This is a genomic window from Paraburkholderia sp. BL27I4N3 (assembly GCF_003386115.1).
Taxonomy (GTDB): Bacteria; Pseudomonadota; Gammaproteobacteria; order Burkholderiales; family Burkholderiaceae; genus Paraburkholderia.
Map to the genome: position 1 here is coordinate 2,247,843 of NZ_QREJ01000001.1, position 18,955 is coordinate 2,266,797.

General features: G+C 63.3%; 16 protein-coding genes. 10 read left to right on the forward strand and 6 right to left on the reverse strand.

Annotated features, from left to right (window positions below):
- Positions 1 to 93 precede the first annotated feature (93 nt).
- From B0G71_RS10345 to B0G71_RS10355, 3 genes are read right to left on the reverse strand one after another with little or no spacing between them, the layout of a single operon-like run.
- Complete coding sequence (locus B0G71_RS10345) at positions 94 to 672, reverse strand: c-type cytochrome (protein ID WP_116141462.1); 579 nt, start codon at positions 670 to 672, stop codon at positions 94 to 96.
- Positions 665 to 1,945: a sulfite dehydrogenase gene (gene soxC / locus B0G71_RS10350; protein WP_116141464.1), complete on the reverse strand. Its 1,281-nt coding sequence runs from the start codon at positions 1,943 to 1,945 to the stop codon at positions 665 to 667. Before soxC ends, B0G71_RS10345 begins: the two co-directional genes overlap by 8 nt.
- Positions 1,945 to 3,438 (reverse strand): MFS transporter, encoded by a 1,494-nt coding sequence (locus B0G71_RS10355; RefSeq protein ID WP_116148478.1) that lies wholly within the window; start codon positions 3,436 to 3,438, stop codon positions 1,945 to 1,947. Before B0G71_RS10355 ends, soxC begins: the two co-directional genes overlap by 1 nt.
- A 308-nt stretch (positions 3,439 to 3,746) precedes the next feature.
- Here B0G71_RS10355 and B0G71_RS10360 point away from each other — a divergent pair, with 308 nt between their 5' ends.
- From B0G71_RS10360 to B0G71_RS10390, 7 genes are all read left to right on the forward strand, one after another.
- Positions 3,747 to 4,814: an ABC transporter substrate-binding protein gene (locus B0G71_RS10360; RefSeq protein WP_116141465.1), complete on the forward strand. Its 1,068-nt coding sequence runs from the start codon at positions 3,747 to 3,749 to the stop codon at positions 4,812 to 4,814.
- A gap of 17 nt (positions 4,815 to 4,831) precedes the next feature.
- The gene (locus tag B0G71_RS10365; protein ID WP_116141467.1) at positions 4,832 to 5,692 is read left to right on the forward strand and encodes an ABC transporter permease; all 861 of its coding nucleotides are present in this window, start codon (positions 4,832 to 4,834) and stop codon (positions 5,690 to 5,692) included.
- A 45-nt stretch (positions 5,693 to 5,737) separates the two neighbouring features.
- The gene (locus B0G71_RS10370) at positions 5,738 to 6,613 is read left to right on the forward strand and encodes an ABC transporter permease (protein WP_116141469.1); all 876 of its coding nucleotides are present in this window, start codon (positions 5,738 to 5,740) and stop codon (positions 6,611 to 6,613) included.
- A gap of 34 nt (positions 6,614 to 6,647) precedes the next feature.
- Positions 6,648 to 7,532, forward strand: a complete 885-nt coding sequence (locus B0G71_RS10375; protein WP_116141471.1) for an ABC transporter ATP-binding protein — start codon at positions 6,648 to 6,650, stop codon at positions 7,530 to 7,532.
- A gap of 46 nt (positions 7,533 to 7,578) precedes the next feature.
- Entirely contained in the window at positions 7,579 to 8,952 is a 1,374-nt protein-coding gene (locus tag B0G71_RS10380) for an LLM class flavin-dependent oxidoreductase (protein ID WP_116148480.1), read from the forward strand.
- Positions 8,953 to 9,007: 55 nt separating this feature from the next.
- The gene (locus tag B0G71_RS10385; protein WP_116141473.1) at positions 9,008 to 9,955 is read left to right on the forward strand and encodes a TauD/TfdA family dioxygenase; all 948 of its coding nucleotides are present in this window, start codon (positions 9,008 to 9,010) and stop codon (positions 9,953 to 9,955) included.
- Positions 9,956 to 10,057: 102 nt separating this feature from the next.
- Positions 10,058 to 11,611: a phospholipase D family protein gene (locus B0G71_RS10390; protein ID WP_116141475.1), complete on the forward strand. Its 1,554-nt coding sequence runs from the start codon at positions 10,058 to 10,060 to the stop codon at positions 11,609 to 11,611.
- An 81-nt stretch (positions 11,612 to 11,692) separates the two neighbouring features.
- On the opposite strand, the gene B0G71_RS10395 is transcribed toward B0G71_RS10390, so the two are convergent.
- The 3 genes from B0G71_RS10395 to B0G71_RS10405 all read right to left on the reverse strand — a co-directional run bounded on the left by B0G71_RS10395 (position 11,693) and on the right by B0G71_RS10405 (position 14,667).
- Positions 11,693 to 12,523, reverse strand: a complete 831-nt coding sequence (locus tag B0G71_RS10395) for a polysaccharide deacetylase family protein (RefSeq protein ID WP_116141477.1) — start codon at positions 12,521 to 12,523, stop codon at positions 11,693 to 11,695.
- On the reverse strand, positions 12,520 to 13,635 hold the full coding sequence (locus B0G71_RS10400) for a glycosyltransferase family 4 protein (RefSeq protein ID WP_116141479.1): 1,116 nt from the start codon (positions 13,633 to 13,635) through the stop codon (positions 12,520 to 12,522). The genes B0G71_RS10395 and B0G71_RS10400 overlap by 4 nt, the downstream gene beginning before the upstream one ends.
- 414 nt (positions 13,636 to 14,049) lie before the next feature.
- A complete protein-coding gene (locus B0G71_RS10405) occupies positions 14,050 to 14,667 on the reverse strand; it encodes a DJ-1/PfpI family protein (RefSeq protein ID WP_116141481.1) in 618 nt (205 codons plus the stop codon).
- 160 nt (positions 14,668 to 14,827) lie between these two features.
- On the opposite strand from B0G71_RS10405, the gene B0G71_RS10410 reads away from it, so the two are divergent.
- The 3 genes from B0G71_RS10410 (at position 14,828) to B0G71_RS10420 (ending at position 18,927) form a co-directional block, all read left to right on the forward strand.
- Entirely contained in the window at positions 14,828 to 16,162 is a 1,335-nt protein-coding gene (locus B0G71_RS10410) for a PLP-dependent aminotransferase family protein (protein WP_116141483.1), read from the forward strand.
- 276 nt (positions 16,163 to 16,438) lie between these two features.
- Entirely contained in the window at positions 16,439 to 17,608 is a 1,170-nt protein-coding gene (locus B0G71_RS10415) for a porin (RefSeq protein ID WP_116141485.1), read from the forward strand.
- 299 nt (positions 17,609 to 17,907) lie between these two features.
- Positions 17,908 to 18,927 (forward strand): LacI family DNA-binding transcriptional regulator, encoded by a 1,020-nt coding sequence (locus B0G71_RS10420; protein WP_181196542.1) that lies wholly within the window; start codon positions 17,908 to 17,910, stop codon positions 18,925 to 18,927.
- Positions 18,928 to 18,955 lie beyond the last annotated feature (28 nt).

Below are 18,955 nucleotides of genomic sequence, written 5' to 3' on the forward strand. Positions count from 1 at the left end.
ATCCGATACCGATATCTGCTGCAGTGATAAACCCGATGCTTTAACGCGCTGCGGCCAGCCGGCCGACTCCAGATGGGTTCCCGCGAGGCCCCGTCAAAGCCGCCCAGGACGCGGATCGGCGACGAAACCGTCGCGATTGGGCATGACCACGCGCGGCAGCGACGCCGCGTCGAGCCGCGTATTCGCCGGCACGATGCCGTTCTGGTTGAGCAGGTATGCGCTGAGCGCGTACACCTCGTCGGCGGAAAGCGATTGGGGCGCGGTGTAGGGCATGGCGCGGCGGATGTAGTCGAACAGCGTGGTCGCATACGGCCAGTAGCTGCCCACGGTGCGTTTCGGCTTCGCGCTCGTCAACGTGCCCTGCCCGCCTATCAGCTGATCGCCGAGGCCGCCCTGGCCCTGCGCGCCGTGGCACGCCGCGCATTTCGCGGCGAAGATGTGCGCGCCGGTGGCGACGTCGCCGCTGCCCGCCGGCAGGCCGCGGCCGTTCGGCGCGATGTCGATGTTCCATGCCGCGAGGTCTTGCGCGGTGAGCGGCGTGCCGATGTCGTGGCTCGCCGGGGCGTTGCGCGCTGACGGCGCCACCGACGAACACGACGTCAGCGCCGTCAGCGACAGCAACGCGGCCAGCGCCACGCGAGCGGGCTTGCGTCTTAAACGTGCCTCACGCATTACGCACCTCGCCGCTTGCCTCGACGCGCCATTGCTGGATCGCGTTGTAGTGATATTGCGAGTTGAGACCGCGCGCGGCGACGAGCTCGGCGCGTGTCGGCTGCACGTAGCCGGTCGAATCGGTGGCGCGCGAGAGAATTGCGGCCGCGCCGCCGTCCCAACACCAGTCTGCCTCGAAGTGCGTCAACGCGCGATCGTGAAGCGCGCCGACCAGGCGCGCGGCGCGCCACGTCGCGCCGCCATCGGTCGAGACTTCGACCTTGCGAACCGTGCCGCGTCCTGACCACGCGAGGCCGGTGATCGGGTAATAGCCGTGCGTGGTCAGACGGTGCCCCGGCGACGGCCGCGCGATTACCGACTTCGCGTCCATCTCGAACGCGAACTGTCGCGCGGTGCCGTTCGCAAGCAGGCTAGTGTACTTCGAGGTTTCCTCGCGCGTCTGCAACGGCGCGTCGACCACCTTCAGCCGGCGCAGCCACTTGACGTTGGTATTGCCCTCGAAGCCGGGCACGATCAGCCGCAACGGATAGCCGTTCTCGGGGCGCAAGCGTTCACCGTTTTGCGCGTAGACCACGAGCGCGCGCTCGAGTATCCGTTCGAACGGCAAACTGCGCGTCATGGCAGCGGCGTCGGCGCCCTCCGCCAGCAACCAACCGCCCGCTGTTCCGCTTTCGGAGACCGCTACGCCGCCCACTTCTTCGAGTAAGGTGGAAAGACGCACGCCGGTCCATTCGCAGCACGACAGCAGTCCATGCGTGAGTTGCACCGGCATGCCGCTCGGCCCGTTCCATTCATTGCCGGTATTGCCGGAATATTCGAGAAAATGAATGCGCGATTCGGAGGGCAGGCGCAGCAGATCGTCCATCGTAAAGAGTTTCGGCGTCCGTACGAGTCCGTAAATCGCCAGCCGGTGCTGATCGGGGTCGATGTCGGGCACGCCGCCGTGATGACGTTCGTAGACGAGACCATTGGGCGTGAGCGTGCCGTGCAATTCGGCGAGCGGCGTCATCGACGAAGCCGCGCCGGGCAGCGGCCACGCGCGTGCGCTGCGGCGCACGACATCCGCCTCATGCGTCGACGGCACACCGTATGGATGCTCCAGGATGGGCGCGCCGGGCACGCGGCTCGATGGCGCGACCTCCAGCGGCTTGAGCAATTCGCTCGCTGCCGCGGCGTGGGAGGCGACCAGGCTGCCGAGCGCCAGACGGCCCAGCACGCGACGGCGAGCGCGCGACGGCGGCGGCGAATCCGGTTGGGCGATACGCGAGGACATTAACGCGTTCCCGCCAATGTCGACTCGACGTCGTAATCCTCGCTGTCGATGTCATAGCCCGACGGCTCCCACCGGATCACCAGCAACGTGAGCAGCGAACTCAGCGGCGCGATTGCGATGAGCCAGAACACCTTGGTGCCGAGCGCGGCGGCGAGCACCGGAAAGAGAAACAGCGAGATCGTCGACGCGGAACGCACCAGGGTCTGATTGAAACCCACCCCGATGCCGCGCAACGACGTGGGATAGCTCAGCGACGCATAGGTCATCGAATGGGAGCCGGGTCCGAAACCTTGCCCGAACAGATAGCCGCCGAGCAGCAGGATCGCCACTACGACAAGCGCGCCGCTGCCGGGTTTGCCGATCAGCGCGAGGCCGATCAGCGAGGCGAACTGCAGCGCGTGTCCGAGCAGCGTCATCTTCCATGCGCCGACCGTCGGCGCGGTGCGCACACCGATCAGCCCGCCGACGAACGCGAATGCCAGGTTCAACGCCAGCGCGGCGATGATCGTCGTGAGCGGTCCTTGATGAAAGAAGCTGGTGATGATCACCGGCAAGCCGAAGATGATCGCGTTATAGCCAAACGAAGAAGCGCTGCCGATCACCACCGCGAGAATCGTGCGGCGGCGATACGTTGCATTGAATAGCACGCCGTAGTTGCGCCATGAAGCGGCGCGCGGCGCTTTGACCGGCGCGTCGTTTTTCTCGACCACGACATCCACGCCATACGTGCGTTTCAGGATGCGTGCGGCTTCGTCGAGATTGCCCTGATTCGCGGCCCATACCGGCGATTCGCTGATATAGCGGCTGCGCACCAGAATGATCGCGATGGCGGGCACGGCACCGAACGCGAGCGTCAGACGCCACAGCCAGCCAAGCTGATGCTCCGGCAGAATCGCATAGAGCCCGAGAATCAGCAGATAGCAGGTACTCGTGGCGGCGTACCAGGCGGGGCACCACGCAGCGACGCTGGCCGCTTTGTTGCCCTTGCCCGCTACACGCGAGAACTCGGCGAGAAACGCCATCGCCACCGGCAGATCGAGACCGACGCCGAAACCCATCAGAAAGCGCGCGCCGCCGAGCACCCACGCATTCGGCGCGAGGCCCGCCGCGATTGCCGCGACCACGAAGAACAGCATGTCAGCCATAAAGACACGATAACGGCCGATGCGATCGGTCAGGTAGCCGCCGAACAGCGCGCCAAGAATCGCCCCAAAAGTAATGGCCGATGAAACGAAGCCCACCTGTACCGGCGACAGCGCAAACTGGCGCGCGATGTCCCTGATGCCGTAAGCAAGCGAGGTCAGATCGTAAGCATCCAGAAAGACGCCACCGAGCGCGATCGCAATCACGATACGCGCATTGCTGCCCTTCGCCGCGCCGGCATTGACGATGCGTGAAACGTCTTGTGCGCTGCGAATGACGGCGGGCCGCGCCGCGCTCTCAGCGGGCGTTTGGGTGTCGACGGTGGTCGACGGAAAGGCAACAGTGGACATGATCCGGACTTCGCATGAATGGCTGAAGCGTTGCATGGTAGCCATTCGTTACACGCCGGCAAAACGACGAATTCAACTATGCAAATCGGGATTTCCGCGCTTGCCTGGTGGTGTGCCGTGCAGTGGCGCTATTGGCGGCACGGTTCGCACTTCTGCAGATTTTCTTATCTGCAATGATTGGTTGGATTCGAGCGCACGCGAATCTAACGTGTAGTTCCTACGGTCGGCGACCCGGCGGCCGGCGCGCCGGTTAACCGCCAGCCCGAGCTTTCACACCCGTTCCCCCACTCATCGATTGGTATCTGCGCATGCGCTATTTCCGTCTGCTGAAGTCTTTCGTCGCCGTGGCGACCCTCTCGCTTGCCGCGGTTCACGCCTATGCCGACAAGCCGGCGGTGATCCGCATCGGCGTCGCGCAGCAAGGCACGGGAGATCCGCCCACTTTCGGCGGCTCGCCGGCGGCGACCGTGCAATTGCAGCAGTCGCTCGAAAAGGAATTCGCCGCCGACGGCATCAAGGTCGAGTGGCTGTTTTTCAAAGGCGCCGGCCCGGCGGTCAACGAAGCAATCGCCGACAAATCGCTCGACTTCGCCTTTCAGGGCGATCTGCCCGCTGTGCTCGCCCGCGCCAACGGCCTGAAAACACACTTGCTACTTGCCTCGGGCGTGCGCACCGGCATCAAGGTGGCTGTACCGACCGATTCGGATGTGCATTCGATCAAGGACCTGAAAGGCCGGCGCGTGTCGATCTTTCGCGGCACCAATCTGCAACTCGTCGCCGACAACGCGCTCGCCGCCAATCAGTTGAACGAACGCGATCTGCGCGTGATCAATCTCGATACAGCGAGTTCGCTCGCAGCGCTGGCCTCCAAGGGCATCGACGCGTCGGTCAACGATTACCACGTGTACAAACTGCGTGATCAAGGCCTCGCGAAAGTGGTCTACGAATCACAGAACGACGGTCCGCAGTTCACGCGGCAGGCGCATCTGCTGGTGGTCGACGACTTCGATCATGCGCATCCGGATATCGTGCAGCGCGTCGTCAACGTGTTCGTGCAAGGCGCCCAATGGTCCTCCGACGAAGCCAACCGCGATGCGCTCTTCAAGCTGTGGGCAAAGAGCGGCGTGCCCTATTCGTCGTGGCAGGCCGAGTTCGCCAATCAGAAGCTGAAGGACCGCAACTCGCCGTTGATCGATCCGTTCATCGTGGGGCGCTACAAAGCGGTTGCGACGGATGCGCTGAACCTCAAACTGATCCGCCAGCCGGTCGAGGTCGATGGCTGGTTCGAAACGAAATATCTCGACAACGCGCTGCGCACGCAGAAACTCGACCACTACTGGACGCGTTACGACGCCGCCGGCAAACCGCTCAGCTAACTACCGGAGCGATCACGATGAGCGAAACCGCAATCCACGTCGAACGCGAACGCCTCGCGCCGCCCGGTACGCCGCAAACGTCGCACGTTCCGCTGTTTCGTGAGCCGCGCCTGCGCGCACTCGCGTGGCGGCTCGCGCCGTGGGCGTTGCCCGCGCTGCTGTTCGCACTATGGGCCGTGGGTTGCGAGCGCGGCTGGATCGCGCCGCAGATTCTGCCGCCGCCTGAGCGCGTGTTCGAGACGCTGATTGAGCTGGCAAAGAGCGGAGACCTCGCACGCAATACGCTGGTCAGCCTGCAACGCGTGCTGCTCGGTTTCGGCGCGGGCACGCTACTCGGCTTTGCGCTCGGGGCGGCGCTCGGGTTGTCGCGCACGCTCGAAGCTTATGTGCTGCCGAGCTTCAATGCGCTGGTGCAGATTCCAGTGCTTGGGTGGCTGCCGTTTTTGCTGTTGCTCGTGGGCGTGGGCGAGCCGCTCAAATACATTCTGATCGCGCACGCGGCGCTCGTGCCGGTCACGTTGAGCACGCTGCAAGGATTCCGCCAGACACCCGCCGCGTTGAATGAAGTGGCGCGCGTGTTCGAGTACAGCGGCCGGCAACGGATCGTCTATCTCGTGCTGCCTGCCGCGGTGCCGACGCTCGCCACGGGCGTGCGGCTCGCGTTCACCAAGGCCTGGCTCGCGCTGGTGGTCGTCGAACTGGTGGCGTCGTCCGAAGGGCTCGGCTATCTGATCGTCTACGGACGGCAACTCTTTCAACTCGATCTGGTGATGGCGTCGGTGGTCGTGGTCGGCGCAATCGGTTATGCGGTGAATCGTGCGCTGGATGCGCTGGAAGCGCGCCTGCGCCGCGGACAGCCATCGGCATTTCGCGAGTGATCGCATGAACGACACCCACATGGCGCCACACGCGAGGCCACTACGATGAAGCTCTTCAAGCGTTCCAATCAGCCCGAACAACAGTCCGCCGGCGCATCCTGCGATTGCAGCGCGCCCGCTTCCTTCCGGCGCGCGGCCCAGCCGCGCCGCCCGTTACTGACACGCGTCGACTGGCGCGGCGCCGTCTTGCCCGTCGTCGCGATCGCGATCTGGTGGGCCGTCTCAGCAGCGCACGTGAGCAAAAGCGGATTGCTCGTCAGCCCGGCGCAGGTTCTCGCCACCGCGTGGCAGCAGTTCGAAAGCGGCGCGCTTTTGAAAGCGCTCTCGGCGTCGCTCGCGCGCGAGGCGAGCGGCTTCGTGATCGGCACGCTGGGCGGCCTGCTGCTCGGCAGCGTGCTCGGCTTTTCACGGCTCGCCACACGCATGATCGGACCGAGCTTCGACACTTTCAAACAGATCTCGCTATTCGCGTGGATTCCGTTGATTTCCGTGTGGTTCGGTCTGGGCGACGTCGCGAAAGTCGTGTTCCTCTCGCTCGCCGCGCTTCTGCCGGTCACCGCGCACACTTGCGACGGCATCCACGCTGTGCCGCGCGCCTATATCGAAGTCGCTCGCGCCTTTCGTTACTCGCGATGGCAGCTCATCCGCGCCGTGATTCTGCCGGCCGCACTGCCGTCGATTTTCACCGGCATCTATCTCGCCTTGATCTATTCGTGGCTCGCCACGCTCGGCGCTGAATATCTGCTGGTGGCCGGCAGCGGCATCGGCAATACGCTGATCGACGGCAGCGAGCAGTTCCGCATGGATCTGGTGCTGTTCGGCGTGATCGTGATCGGCGCGACGGGCTGGGCGTTGAACGCGCTGGCGCGCGCCGTGGAGCGGGCGATCTTTGCGCGCCGGTTCAACTCGGCGACGCGCTGAACCTGTAGACGAACATTTACTCTCCGGACCGCTTATGACTTCTTCCACGCTCTCCGAGAGCATCGACATTCTTCACGTCAGCAAGCACTACGCGCAGCAAGGCGGCACGCCGCTCGCGGTGCTCGACGACATCAGCCTGCGCGTGCGCGCCGGCGAGTTCGTCAGCGTGCTCGGTTCGAGCGGTTGCGGCAAATCCACGCTGCTGCGATTGATCGCGGGGCTCGATACCGACTATAGCGGCGACATCGTCGTTGCGGGAGACAAGGTGCGCGATACGTCGCTCGAACGCGGCATCGTGTTCCAGGATCACCGGCTGTTTCCGTGGCTCACGGCAGCGCAAAACATTCTCGCCGCGCTGCGTAACGCGCCGCTTTCCGCACGCGAGAAACGCGAAGCCGTGGCCGAGCATATCGACCTGGTCGGCCTCAAGGGCTTTGAAAATTCGTACCCGCATCAACTGTCGGGCGGCATGGCGCAGCGCGTGGCAATCGCGCGCGGTCTCGTGAATCGTCCGCGCGTGCTGCTGCTGGACGAACCGTTCGGCGCGCTCGACGCGCTCACGCGCGGCCGTTTGCAGAACGAGCTGCAGCGCATCTGGGAACACGAACGCATCACGATGATCCTCGTCACGCACGATGTGGACGAAGCGCTTTACCTCGGCGACCGCGTCGTCACGATGGCGCCGCGACCGGGCCGCATCAAGCGGATCGTCGATGTGGCATTGCCGCGCCCCCGCGAGCGCAACGATCCCCGCTTCATCCGTTTGCGCGACGAGGTGCTGGCCGATTTCGCCGAGCACGACGGCACACGACGCGGACCACGCAATGAGCGCGCTGGCCACGATGTCGATGAGCCGCACGACGGCACGCGCATTCCGGTAGCGAGTCCGCCGATCACGGAATGGCGGCTCGCATGGTGAGGCACGCGCTCTCCCCCACACACAACGAATCTTCATGGAGCAGACGATGAGCGGTGAAACACAGCCGAAGCGGCAGATCAGACTGGGCGCCTTCCTGATGGAGACGGGCCATCACATCGCCGCATGGCGGCATCCCGATGCTCATGCGAGTGGTGGGCTCGACTTCGCGCACTACGCGGAACTCGCGCAGATCGCCGAGCGCGCCAAATTCGACGCAATTTTTTTCGCCGACAGCGTGAGCGTACGCGACACCAATCTGCCTTCGTTGTCCCGCACCGCGCGCGCCGATCATTTCGAGCCGTTGACCTTGCTGTCGGCGCTCTCGGTCGTGACGAAACACGTCGGCCTGATCGCGACGGTCTCCACCACGTTCAACGAACCCTATAACCTCGCGCGCAAATTCGCCTCGCTCGATCATCTGAGCGGCGGCCGTTCGGGCTGGAATCTCGTCACGTCGAGCACGGAATCCGAGGCGCTCAATTTCAGTTTCGAGCGCCATCCCGATCACGCGGTTCGTTACGAGCGCGCGCGCGAGTTCTACGACGTGGTGGCGGGCCTGTGGGACAGCTGGGAAGACGATGCGTTTCTGCGCGACAAGGAGAGCGGCGTCTACTTCGACCCGGACAAACTGCACGTGCTCGGCCATGCGGGCAAGCACTTCAAGGTGCGGGGGCCGCTGAACGTCGCGCGTTCGCCGCAGGGCTGGCCAGTCGTCGTGCAGGCCGGCGCGTCCGAGGCGGGGCGCGAGCTCGCCGCGCAAACTGCCGAGGTGATCTTCGTCGCGCATCAAACGCTCGAGGAAGCGCAGTCGTTCTATCGCGACGTCAAAGGGCGTCTCGCGAAATATGGGCGCGCGCCGGATCATCTGAAGATCATGCCGGGCATTTTCCCGATTGTCGGCCGCACGCAGGAGGAAGCCGAGGAGAAATTCGCCGCGCTGCAGGACCTGATTCATCCGACCGTCGGTCTCTCGCTGCTGTCGAATATGTCGGGCGGTGTCGATCTCTCGCAGTATCCCGTCGACGGCCCGTTGCCCGAATTGCCGGAAACGAACGGCGGCAAGAGCCGTCAGCGGCTGCTATTCGACCTTGCGCGGCGCGAGAACCTGACGATTCGCGATCTGTATCTGCGCATCGCCGGCGCGCGTGGGCATCAGCAAGTGGTCGGCACGCCAAAGAGCATTGCGGATCAGTTGCAGCAATGGTTCGAAGAAGAAGGCGCCGATGGCTTCAACATCATGTCGCCATGGTTGCCGGGCGGCTTGACGGAATTCGCCGAACTGGTCGTGCCGGAGTTGCAGCGGCGCGGACTGTTCCGCACGGAATACGAGGGCAGCACGCTGCGCGAAAACCTGGGCCTGCCGCGCCCTGTGAATCGTTATGTGTCAGCAACGCAGCAAGTAGCCGCCATAGCGAGCTGATCGAGCGACAGCATATGTTTTCTTCACAAAGACATCAGGACATCAGGAGCCTTTCATGAATGCAGCCGCAGTGCAGGACATCGAGTCGATTCAGGTCACGCCGCTTTCCGCGCATATCGGCGCGGAAATTCATGGTGTCGATCTCACGCAGAAACTGGACGCGCGCCAGATCGCGGCGATTCGCGCGGCGCTGCTGAAGTGGCGCGTCGTTTTCTTTCGTGAGCAGTTCCTCACGCATGAGCAGCACGTCGCGTTCTCGGCGCAGTTCGGCGAACCGACCTTGGGGCATCCGGTGTTCGGTCACGTGGACGGTCACCCGGAGGTCTACTCGATTTCGAAGTACCGCAAAGCGACGCGTTTCGAGGGGCAAACGCTGCAACGACCCTGGAGCGGCTGGCACACGGACGTGACGGCCGCGCTCAATCCGCCGTGGGCGTCGATCCTGCGCGGCGTGACGATTCCGCCTTACGGCGGTGACACGCAGTGGACCAACCTGGTGGCTGCCTATCAAAAGCTTTCCGCACCGCTGCGTGCGTTCGTCGACGGTCTGCGTGGGCTGCACCGTTTCACGCCGCCGGCCGGCGCGAGTGGCACGGAGGCGTTCAACCGGGCAGTCGAGCAGCGCACGCTCGTCACCGAACATCCGTTGGTCAGGGTTCACCCGGAAACGGGCGAGCGGGCGCTCTATGTGAGCCCGAGTTTTCTGAAGTCGATCGTCGGCGTGAGCCCGCGCGAAAACCAGGTGTTGCTCGAACTGCTGTGGGAACATGTGACGCGGCCGGAGTTCACCGTGCGCTTCAAATGGGAAGCCGGCAGCGTCGCGTTCTGGGACAACCGGGCGACGGCACATCTCGCGCCCACGGATATTTTCGACCTCGAGTTCGACCGGCAACTGTATCGCACGACGCTCGTCGGCGACGTGCCGGTCGGCCCGGACGGCGCGCAATCGGTGGCGATCGAAGGCTCACCGGTCAGTGCCGCCGCAGCGGTCGCGCTCAACTGAGACCGTGCTTGTGTCGAGGCGGCCGCACGGTCCGTGCGCCGCGCTCGACGTGCCCCACGCTTGCGGCTATCTTACGGATACGCACGATCGAAGGGCACAACCATGGCGACGTTCCGCGGTCTCGTTGCAGTCTTGCTGATCACGCTGGTGTCCGCCTGCGCGAGCTTGCCGCCGCAAACAGGCCGTACTACGACGCACGCACTGACCGATACGGACGGCACACGTCTCGCCACCGCCTTCATCCCGCAGGAGCGCAAGCATCCCGACGACAGCGCGTTCCATCTGCTGCCCAATGGCGTCGACGCCCTGCTCGCCCGCGTCGTGCTGGCTGAGACAGCCGAGCGCACGCTCGACCTGCAGTACTACATCTGGCACGACGATCTGACCGGCCGCCACCTCGCCAACGCGGTGCTCAAGGCCGCCGATCGCGGCGTCAGGGTTCGGGTTCTGCTGGACGATCTGGGCACGGGCGCCGACGACAAAGTGCTGCTCGCCATCAGCTCACACCCGAACATCGAAGTACGGCTCTTCAATCCGATCGCCAGCCGCAGCTTCAAGAAGCTGGGCACCTTGCTCGAATTCAGCCGGGTCAATCGGCGCATGCACAACAAAGCGCTGATCGCGGACAACCAGGCCGCGATTCTCGGTGGCCGCAATATCGGCGATGAATACTTCGGCGCATCCAGCGAGGTCGACTTCGGCGACCTCGACGTGCTGACCTTCGGGCCCGTGGTCCATAAGGTCTCGAATGCCTTCGACGAATTCTGGAACTCGGATGCCGCGTACCCGATCGCCAGCCTGACCGGACACGCCGCCGAGCCGGATGCTCTGCCGAAGTATCGCGCGAAGCTCACTGCGTTCGTCGCCGCCGAGCATGATTCGGCCTACGTCACGCAGGTGAGAGCACGCCTGCGCGACACGCTGCAGGCGCGCGACACCGACTTCTCCTGGGGCAAGGCGACGCTTCTCTACGACGATCCTGCCAAGATCACCCGTTCGCCAGACGACCCGCAGGGACATCTGCTATCGCAATTCAATGCATTGAGTATCGAGCCCGCGAAGGAAGTGCTGATCATCTCGCCGTACTTCGTCCCCGGCAAAAAGGGCGTGGCATGGATGCGCGCGCAAACGCGGCGCGGCGTGCGCGTCACGGTGCTGACGAATTCGCTCGCCGCCACCGACGTCGCCGCGGTTCACGCCGGATATCAGCGCTATCGCAAGGATCTGCTCGACGCCGGCGTGCATCTGTATGAATTGAAGCCTGCGCCGGACGAGGACGCCGGCGAGAAGAAGAAATCGATTCTGGGTTCGTCGAAGGCCTCGCTGCATGCGAAGACCTACGTGTTCGACAGGACCAGCATCTTCATCGGCTCGATGAATCTCGATCCTCGGTCGATCACGCTCAATACGGAAATCGGCGTGTACTGCGAAAGCGCCCCACTCGCCGCGCAAGTCGCGGACGGCGTCGAGCCGAAGCTGGATCAGCTCGCATGGCGGCTCGAAACCCGCACGAATGCGAACGGCACGAGCCGGATCGTCTGGATCGACACCGCACCGGACGGCAAGGTCAGCGAACTCGATGAGCCCGGTGTGTCGCGCATGAAGCGCGTCGGCATCTGGTTTCTGGGTTTGTTGCCGATCGAGTCGCAACTGTGATGAAGCGGCCCGGCATGGGGCGTCATAGCAACAGCGGGCCCAGGGAAAGAATCCTGCGGCGCAGAGCAAGACTCCAGCGCGTTACCGTTTGATCTTCAGATACGCGCGGCTGATCGCGGGCCGCGTATGCACCCACAACCGCGAGGCCAGCCACGAAGCCGGCCTGTCACGCACTTCGAGGCGAGTGATCGAGCGCGCCGCGCCATCGTCGCGTCCCGAATAGTTCGAACCGGTCTCGCACGTGTAGAAGTGCCGGAAGCCGGCCTCAGCCGCGATGCGCCGATAATCCTCGTCGTGGTAGCCCTGCGGCCAGCACAGATGATCCGACACGGCGCCCAGTTTGTGCTCGAGCGTGGCGCGTGCGCTGGCGAGATCGCGTGTCAGTCCGGCGCACTTTTCCTCCGCATTGGCGGACACCCGATCCCACCGCACGTGGCTATGTGTATGACTGTGAAATTCAAACGTGCCGGCTTCACGCATCGCATCGATCTCCGCCCAGCGAAGAATCGCGTGATCGGGTTCACCGTTCTCGATCGCCACCTCGCCCTCGCGATGATTGAGCAAGGCCGGCAGCGCGCCGCCCGATCGCGCGTGCGCACGCACCGGGCCTTCGCCGATCCAGTTCGTCACCAGAAAGCACAACGCGGTCAGTCCGTGAGCCCGGAGAACTGGATGCGCGTGCACCCAGTTGTCGAGATAGCCGTCGTCGAAGGTCAGCACGACGGCCTTCTTCGGCAAGGGCTCGCCCGCCAGATAAGCCGACAGCTGCGCGCTGCCGATGGTCGTATAGCCCGCGCCGGCCAGATACGCCATTTGCGCGGTAAAGTGTTCCGGCGAGACGGTGATCATGCCTGGCGAGGTACTGATGTGGTGATACATCAGCACGGGCACCGCGCGCGCGAACTTCGTCATGCCGCCGCCCGCCCTTCACCGTAGTAAGCGCGCCCGGCATAGATGCCGCGCATGTAGCAATCGATGGTCTCGTTCGCCATGGCGTCCACCGTGAAGCGGCTGTCGGTCTTCAGACGCGCGGCGAGTCCCAGGCGCGCGCGCAGCGGCGCATCGTCGATCAGACGCGCGAGCGCGCCGCGCAGCGAATCGACGTCATGCGCCGGCACGAGCAGGCCATTCACGCCGTCGTCGATCAACTCGGGCACGCCGTCCACGCGCGTGCCGATCACCGGCAAACCCACCGCCATCGCTTCGATAAACGATTGGCCGAGCGCTTCCTGATGCGTCGGCAAAACGAATAGATCGCAGCCGCGCAGCACGTTGGTCACGTCGGTGCGAAAGCCGAGCAAGTGAATGCGATGCGCGAGGCCCATGCCGTCGACAATCGCCTTGATTTTCTCGAACCACACGCCGTCCCCCGCCATCACGACATGCAGATTGGGGCGCTCGGCCAGCATCGGCGCGACGGCTGCGATCAGATCCTCGTGGCCTTTCTTCTCGCGCACGATCGCCACCATGCCGGCGACTACCGCGTCGGCGTCCAGTCCGAGTTCATCGCGCAAGGTGGAGGAGCCTGCCGTTTCCGGCTTCAGGATGCCGTCGTAGATCGTCTCCACGCGGTCTTCCTGCACGCCCGCGGAGATCAGATAGTTACGCACGTGATGACTGACCGCCACTACGCGATGGGGAATCCAGTTGTACGTGGCAAGCGACGTGATTGGCAGCGCCAGATGCCGCGTGCGCACGATGAACGGCGTCCCCGCGAGCCGCCCGGCCATGCCGGCGACGAGGCTGTCATGGCCGCTGTGCGTATTCAGCACATCAAAGCGGCGACGCGCGAGCAGCGCGCGGATCGTGAGCATGGAACGCAAATCGGCGCCGGCCCGCATACGCGCGTGATGCACGGCAAAGCCATCGGCACGCGCGCGCATGCCAAGACGCGCGTCTTCCGGACACACCAACTCGACGTGATGACCCAACGCCCGCAACGCGATCATCTCCTTGAGCGTGCGAACTTCCTGCCCTCCCCACCCCCGCGACGACTCGCTGTGGAGAACACTTAATGCTTTCATGCGCTGCTGGCCTTCCGGACCCTTCCTGCGAACGACGAGCCGGTTTGTAATCGTTGGTAATATTTACCCCGGACTGCTGCGAACCTGGGGGAAACGCTGTGTTTATGGGAGGAAGCGAATTAGAAGTTGCGCCGACCCGCTACGGGTGACGTGGGTGGTAAACGGACTAGCATGACTTCTCGTTGACACGTAACTTTCAAGTTGTGGCTGGAGTATTTCGGTAGCGTCCGCTTTTGTAAATAGCCAAACATACCGATGGGGACGGTTTGAATCGGCGCAAACGTTGTCGCGGAACGAGTGTTGGTTTTTTGTGCAGTCCGCGGGCGAAACGCCGCGGTCTGCAACGCGATTTAAATGGCGGGTTTCATAACAGGAATGTTCAAGGGGACCGCGCAGGCGGTTTACCTCGCTCGCTCATGCCGTCTTCAGGTTCGCTTCGAGGAACGGCGTGATATGCCCCATCGCGCGGGACACGTAGTCCTCTTTCTCTCCGACGGGCGCGACGTAATGCAATGCGCTCGCCACTGCATCGATACCCTCCAGCCGGGCAATGACCCAGGCAGCGAGATAAACCGCGGCCAGACACCCTCCGGCCGTCGCGATGTTTCCGCTGACGAAAAGGGGCTGATTCAACACGGCGATTCCGGCTTCCTGAACCCACGGCTTGGTCGTGAGATCGGTGCACGCGGACACGCCGTCGAGCAGCCCCAGCTTCGCAAGAACCAGCGTACCGGAACATTGCGCGCCCAGCAGCTGTTTGGATGGATCGAGTTGCAACTGGGCCATTAGCGCAGTATCGGCGACGACTTCGCGCGTGCGCACGCCGCTGCCCACGATCACCGCATCGGCATTGCAAGCCTCTTGCAGCGTAGCCTGCGCTTCGATGACCAGGCCATTCATCGACTTGACTCGCGCGGTGGGACAGGCGATCGACACCCGCCAGCCCGGTTTCTTGACGCGATTGAGCACGTTGAGTGCGATGAGCGAGTCGAGTTCGTTGAAGCCTTCGAAGGTAAGAATGGCGATGTGCATGATGTCGTCCGTGAGCCGAGGGGCGCGTACCGTTCGCCGCCGTCATGAGCCTACCCCAATGAAGCCGGCCAGGCCCACGACTGCGCAAACAGAGTTGCGATATGCCATCCTATGGCCGAGAATCAATACAATCAAATAATTGTCATGGATACATTCGCGCATGCCGACGCCCCGCTACAAATTGCTGGTCGACAGAATGGCGAGCGACATTCGCAGCGGACGCCTCGCGCCCGGCACGCGCCTGCCGACTCACCGCCAGCTCGCCTCGCGAGAGGGACTCGCGCTCGTCACCGCGTCGCGCGTTTACGCCGAACTGGACGCGATGGGATTGGTCAGCGGCGAAACCGGCCGCGGCACTTTCGTACGGGAAATAGCCTTGCCTGCGCGCCTGGGCATCGACCAGCATGCCGGCGACGCGGGCCTGGCAGACCTCAATTTCAACAATCCGTCGCTCCCCGGCCAGGCCGAACTGCTCAGAAGCGCGTTGCGCCAACTCGCGTCCTCCGGCGATCTGGATGCGCTACTCCGTTATCAGCCACATGGAGGCCGGACGCATGAACGCGAGATTGTCGCGCGTCACCTGTCGTGCCGGGGACTCGCCGTCGAAGGCGCTCAGGTCGTGATCGTGAACGGCGCGCAGCATGGTTTGACCGCAGCCGCTCTGGCGCTCCTGAAGCCCGGCGACGTGGTCGCGGTCGACGCATTGACCTACCCGGGGTTCAAGGTCCTCGCCGAAACGATGCGGCTCGAACTGGCGCCGATTCCGGTTTCGGAGTTGGGCCCCGACCTGAACGCGCTCGAACGCTTGTGTCGAAGCAGAAAAGTGCGCGCCATCTACACGATGCCGACACTCCATAACCCGCTAGGCTGGGTCATGAATGCGCAGCGTCGGCACGAACTGGTGTCGATTGCCCGCCAGCACGGGCTGCTCATTATCGAGGACGCCGCGTATGCCTTCCTCGCGGACAACCCGCCGCCCCCGTTGGCGGCGCTCGCCCCTGAAACGACGGTGTACGTCTCGGGTCTGTCGAAAAGCATCGCGACCGGCCTGCGCGTCGGATTTGTCGCCGCGCCCGATCGCTGGGTCGCACCTATCGAACGTGCTATTCGGGCCACCACCTGGAACACGGCCGCCGTGATGACCGCCATTGCCTGCGGCTGGCTGGACGACGGCACGGTCACACGTCTGGAGACAGAGAAGCGTCGCGATGCGGCGGTCCGTCAATCGATGGCCGCCGAAGTTCTCGCCGGACTGCGGCGTGTTTGCCATCCCGCGTCCTACTTCGTCTGGCTTCCTCTCGCGGAAGAGGTCCGCGCCGACGTGGTGGCGATGGCGCTTGTGCGCGACGGAATCTCTGTCTCGACGGCGGAGCCTTTCTCGACTTCGGAGCATGTACCCCACGCGATTCGCGTGGCGCTGGGCTCGGTTGATTTGCCCATACTCCGCGAGTCGCTGGAAAAGATTAAAAGCGTGATTGCCTCTTACACGTATTGACGCGGCGACTGGCCACCGTCGTGCTTTCGACCCGGTGGCATACCCGCGAGCCCACGCCGTCGCTTCAATACAACGGTGATGCGTGCCGGATTGGGTGGGAACAATAGCAACGCACCTTTTGCAGTAAGGGTTCGTCAAAATTATTTCGGATTTATGACGAATTGGCTCGACGAAACGCACCGGTCAATCGAGCTTTGAAATGACATCATGCAGTTTCCTGCCTTTCATCCTCGTGCCCTGCTTTCTGTCTCGCCCCCCGCCCATTGGAGTGAAGTCATGAAACGAATCCCTGTCGCCCTCGCCGTATCTGCTGCATTCGCTGCTTCGGCTGCCCATGCGCAAAGTTCGGTCACCCTGTACGGCCTCATCGACGCTGGTCTGATGTATACGAACAACGTGAAGACCTCCCCCACTGCGCACGGCAGCCTTGTTCAGGCAACCAGCGGCAACATTAATGGCAGCCGCTTCGGCATGCGGGGCGCCGAGGACCTCGGCGGCGGCCTGAAGGCCATTTTCGTGCTGGAAAACGGCTTCAACGTTCAAAACGGCAAGCTTGGCCAGAATGGCCGGATGTTTGGCCGACAGGCGTTTGTGGGCCTGAGCAGCGAGTTCGGCACGGTGACGCTGGGCCGTCAATATGACTCGCTGGTGGACTTCGTTGCACCGCTGTCGGGCACGGCCGGCACGTTCGGCGACACAGGCTTCGCGCACCCGTTCGACAACGACAACCTGAACCACACGCTACGGATGAGCAACGCGGTCAAGTACACGAGCAGCAACTATGCAGGCCTGAAGTTCGGCGGCCTTTATGCCTTCTCGAACAGTACCGACTTCACGCTGAACCGTGCATACAGTGCGGGGGCGAGCTTCGATTATGGCCCGTTCAAAATGGCTGCCGGCTACCTGCAAATCAACGGCAATGGCGCCGTCCCCCAGGCGAACGCCAGCGGCGCAGTTGACCTCGGCGAACCGGCGTCGACAACGGGTGGTTTCAGGTTCGGGGCAGACGTCCAGCGCACGTTCGGCGCGGGTCTGAGCTACACCTTCGGACCGGCAGTCGTCGGATTCGTGTATACAAACAGCCATTATCAGGGCACGCAGTCCTTCAACCTCAACAACGGTTCGCAGCACTTCGACAACTACGAGTTGAACGCCAAGTACACGCTTACACCAGCGGTCACGCTAGGCATCACTGACACGTATACCGATGCTCATCTGTCGGGCGCGTTCAATGCCACGGGAACGAAGTACGGTTCAGATCCGAAGTGGAACCAGGTCAATCTGCAGGCTGTCTACGCGCTTTCCAAACGCACAGATGTCTACGCCGAAGGCATGTATCAGCATGCGATCGGCCAGAACGTTGTGGCCTTCATCAATACGGCCGGTGGTGCGTCGTCGACGGCGAACCAGGTGGTCGGTACGGTGGGCATGCGCACGCGCTTCTAGTGTTCCGATCCGCTGATTCGCTAACAAAGTCCATGAAGCTTTTCGAGGATTGAATTGGCGGTAATCTCGCGCCGGTCGCCGGAGTCGTGTCGTTGCTCCATGGGAGGCGGTTGACCAGAAGTTTCTTGTGCAACGCACCGTCCACTGATTTAGGCAATTCATGCGTTCACTCATGTGAGCCGAAACGCGGTTCACCAATACCATCAAGAATGATGCGTTTATTGCCGCAAAAAAACTTGCATTTCTCTCCGGAAAAACTAACTTAACGAAAAGCTTCAGGCCTGGCACCGGAGAGCCACATGCCGGCAACACGTATGATGATTGCGCGTCGTGCGGGCGTTAGCGTCGCCACGGTCGATCGTGTGTTGCGCGACGACCAGGCTGTGCGTCCGGAAACGGCGGAGCGCGTCCACCTCGCGCTCGCAGCCCTGCGCGACGAACGGGCAAGTCGCGGCCGCCCGGCGAAGATCAATACCTATCGCGTGGCCTTCGTACTCCCTCAGGTCAACTCGCGTTTTCTCGACCACGTCGAGCGCAATATCGCGCTGTCCGCCAGCTTCTTTCGCGAGCACCGCATCATTCCGTCGTTCTACCGCTGCGATTTCACGACGCATCGCGACACCATTGCTTTCGCTGAGCAGGTGATCGACTACGACGCACTCGTGCTTGTGCCGCTCGACTACCCAGCGGTCGAACGCCTCGTTGAGGATATGAGCGATGCGGGCGTGCCCGTTGTCACGGTGTTCTCCGATCTGCCCGCCAGTCGCCGCGTTGCGTATGTCGGCGTCGATAACCGGATTGCCGGACGCACCGCGGGACTTCTGATGGGCCGCTTTCTCGGCGCGCGGCTCGGCACGGTGGCGATTCTATCGGCCTCGTCGCGCCTGCACGATCAACTGGAACGACGCACCGGCTTATCGCAGGTGCTGGAAGAGGACTTTCGCAATCTGCGCTGGATTGCCGAACCGGACTTCGCCGAAGATGACGACGGCGCAGGTCTTGCCGTGCAGGGGCTCCTCGCGCGTTACCCGGATCTGGTCGGGGTTTATGTGACGGGCGGCGGCATCTCAGGCATCGCAACGGCGTTGCAGGAATCCGGCGACAAGGCACGCCTGGTACTGATCGGGCATGAATGCACCGCGGAGACCCGCGCGCAACTCTCCGAGCGCGCGATCGACGTGATCCTCGATCAGGATGTGCGCGGCATCGTTCATTGGGCAGGCCTCGCCGCCATCAATTTTTTTAACGACGTGCGTGGCGCGCTCGCCATCCCAACGCCGGAAACCCGGATTTATCTTCGTGAGAATGCGCATGCCTGAAGCTCGCGACACACGGATTCGCGTCTGA

Coding starts and splice junctions, on each gene's coding strand:
- B0G71_RS10415 (WP_116141485.1), top strand. CDS start 16,439: ATGAAACGAATCCCTGTCGCCCTCGCCGTATCTGCTGCATTCGCTGCT.
- B0G71_RS10375 (WP_116141471.1), top strand. CDS start 6,648: ATGACTTCTTCCACGCTCTCCGAGAGCATCGACATTCTTCACGTCAGC.
- B0G71_RS10385 (WP_116141473.1), top strand. CDS start 9,008: ATGAATGCAGCCGCAGTGCAGGACATCGAGTCGATTCAGGTCACGCCG.
- B0G71_RS10400 (WP_116141479.1), bottom strand. CDS start 13,635: ATGAAAGCATTAAGTGTTCTCCACAGCGAGTCGTCGCGGGGGTGGGGA.
- B0G71_RS10420 (WP_181196542.1), top strand. CDS start 17,908: ATGCCGGCAACACGTATGATGATTGCGCGTCGTGCGGGCGTTAGCGTC.
- B0G71_RS10355 (WP_116148478.1), bottom strand. CDS start 3,438: ATGTCCACTGTTGCCTTTCCGTCGACCACCGTCGACACCCAAACGCCC.
- soxC (WP_116141464.1), bottom strand. CDS start 1,945: ATGTCCTCGCGTATCGCCCAACCGGATTCGCCGCCGCCGTCGCGCGCT.
- B0G71_RS10410 (WP_116141483.1), top strand. CDS start 14,828: ATGCCGACGCCCCGCTACAAATTGCTGGTCGACAGAATGGCGAGCGAC.
- B0G71_RS10345 (WP_116141462.1), bottom strand. CDS start 672: ATGCGTGAGGCACGTTTAAGACGCAAGCCCGCTCGCGTGGCGCTGGCC.
- B0G71_RS10380 (WP_116148480.1), top strand. CDS start 7,579: ATGAGCGGTGAAACACAGCCGAAGCGGCAGATCAGACTGGGCGCCTTC.
- B0G71_RS10395 (WP_116141477.1), bottom strand. CDS start 12,523: ATGACGAAGTTCGCGCGCGCGGTGCCCGTGCTGATGTATCACCACATC.
- B0G71_RS10365 (WP_116141467.1), top strand. CDS start 4,832: ATGAGCGAAACCGCAATCCACGTCGAACGCGAACGCCTCGCGCCGCCC.
- B0G71_RS10390 (WP_116141475.1), top strand. CDS start 10,058: ATGGCGACGTTCCGCGGTCTCGTTGCAGTCTTGCTGATCACGCTGGTG.
- B0G71_RS10360 (WP_116141465.1), top strand. CDS start 3,747: ATGCGCTATTTCCGTCTGCTGAAGTCTTTCGTCGCCGTGGCGACCCTC.
- B0G71_RS10405 (WP_116141481.1), bottom strand. CDS start 14,667: ATGCACATCGCCATTCTTACCTTCGAAGGCTTCAACGAACTCGACTCG.
- B0G71_RS10370 (WP_116141469.1), top strand. CDS start 5,738: ATGAAGCTCTTCAAGCGTTCCAATCAGCCCGAACAACAGTCCGCCGGC.